Origin of the sequence: Streptomyces sp. W16 (assembly GCF_033194735.1) — a bacterium.
In the GTDB taxonomy this organism is placed as follows: Bacteria; Actinomycetota; Actinomycetes; order Streptomycetales; family Streptomycetaceae; genus Streptomyces.
Genome location: NZ_JAWOAI010001021.1, coordinates 1 through 1,601, shown reverse-complemented (window position 1 = coordinate 1,601; position 1,601 = coordinate 1). Strand labels below are relative to the sequence as shown.

At 74.3% G+C, this 1,601-nt stretch carries 2 protein-coding genes; both read left to right on the top strand.

The window, feature by feature from the left end; translation table 11 throughout:
- Positions 1–940 (top strand): lyase family protein (locus R6V09_RS52660; protein WP_317888483.1); only part of this gene is annotated, 940 nt, incomplete at its 5' end.
- Positions 941–1,067: 127 nt separating this feature from the next.
- Positions 1,068–1,601, top strand: a 534-nt coding sequence (locus tag R6V09_RS52655; RefSeq protein ID WP_442810308.1) for an FAD-dependent oxidoreductase, incomplete at its 3' end; no start/stop codon positions are given.

Genomic DNA, 1,601 nt, shown 5'->3' with positions numbered 1-1,601 from the left:
GCACCGGGGCGTGACACAGGCGGCCGACCGCCTACGGGCACTGCGCGCGGAGCGCCTCCCCGTCCAACTCGGCGGCGCGGCAGGCACCTTGGCGGGGTACGCGGAGTACGCCCGCCTCGACGGCGCGGACGGCACGCCCGAGCCACAGGGCTCCGATGGTCCGGAAGGCTTCGACGCACGGCGTTTCACCGCCGGGCTCCTGGCCGAGTACGCCCGCCAGACCGGCCTGGCCGAGCCCGTGTTGCCCTGGCACACCGAGCGGACCCCGATCGCCGCGCTGGCCGCCGAACTCGCTCTCGCCGCAGGCGCGTTGGGGAAGATCGCGGTGGACGTGCAGAGCCTGTCGCGCACCGAGACGGCGGCGGTGGCCGAACCCGCGGCGGCCGGCCGGGGCGTGTCCTCCGCCATGCCGCACAAACGCAATCCGGCGCTGGCGACTCTCGTACGCGCCGCCGCGCTCCAGGTGCCCGCCGCGGCCTCGGTGCTGGCCCTGGCGATGCTGTCCGAGGACGAGCGCTCGGCCGGTGCCTGGCACGCCGAGTGGCTGCCGCTGCGCGACTGTCTGCGGCTGACCGGTGGCGCCGCCGCCACCGCCCGTGAACTGGTCGAGGGGCTCCAGGTGTTCCCGGACCGGATGCGTGACAACCTCGGCCTGACCGGCGGGCTCGTCGTCTCCGAGCGGCTCGCGGTGGTGCTGGCCCCGGTGCTCGGCAAGGTCACCGCCAAGGACGTGGTGAGCCGCGCCGCACGGCGGGCCGCCGACGGGGGCCGCCCCTTCGCCGAGGAGCTGGCCGGGGCCCCGGAGCTGGCCGGGGTGCTCACGCGGGAACAGGTGGCGGAGCTGCTGAATCCGGCGCACTACACGGGGATGGCCGGCGAACTGGTCGACCGGGCACTGCGGTGGGGACCGCAGGGCGCGCGCACGGCCGCCGACAACTGAGAGGACGGCAGGCACCACACGGACCGGAAGTGAGGCCGGTCCGGCAGACCACGCGGGACAAGCAGGGGGACGAAGGGAAACCGACCACACATCTCCCGGTACGGCCGGGACTGCTCAAGGAGCTTCTATGCGCACTGCGTTGGTTCTCGGTGGTGGTATGGCGGGCCTGCTCGCGGCCCGGGTCCTGAACGACCACGCCGACGACGTGATCGTCCTCGAACCCGACGACATCGCGGTGGACCGGCCGCGGCAACGGCGCGGCGTGCCGCAGAGCGCGCACGCGCACATCCTGCTCGGCCGCGGCCGGCAGATCCTGGACGACCTCTTTCCCAAGCTGTTCGACGAGATGATCGGCAACGGCGCGGAACTGCTCGACTTCGAACGGGACGGCGGCTGGTACGCCGACGGGCTGCGCCGGGTGGCGGTGCCGGGCGACGACATGCTGAGCATGACCCGCCCGTTCCTCGAATGGCATCTGTGCCGCGCGGTGCTCGCCCTGCCGGGGGTGCGGTCGCTGCGGGCCCGGGCGGTCGGCCTCACCCTCACCGACGGCCGGGTGGACGGGGTGCGGATCGCCGAGGTGGACGACAGCGGCGCGGGGAGCCCCGACCGCTCGGAACGGCTCGCCGCCGATCTGGTCGTCGACGCCACCGGACGGTCG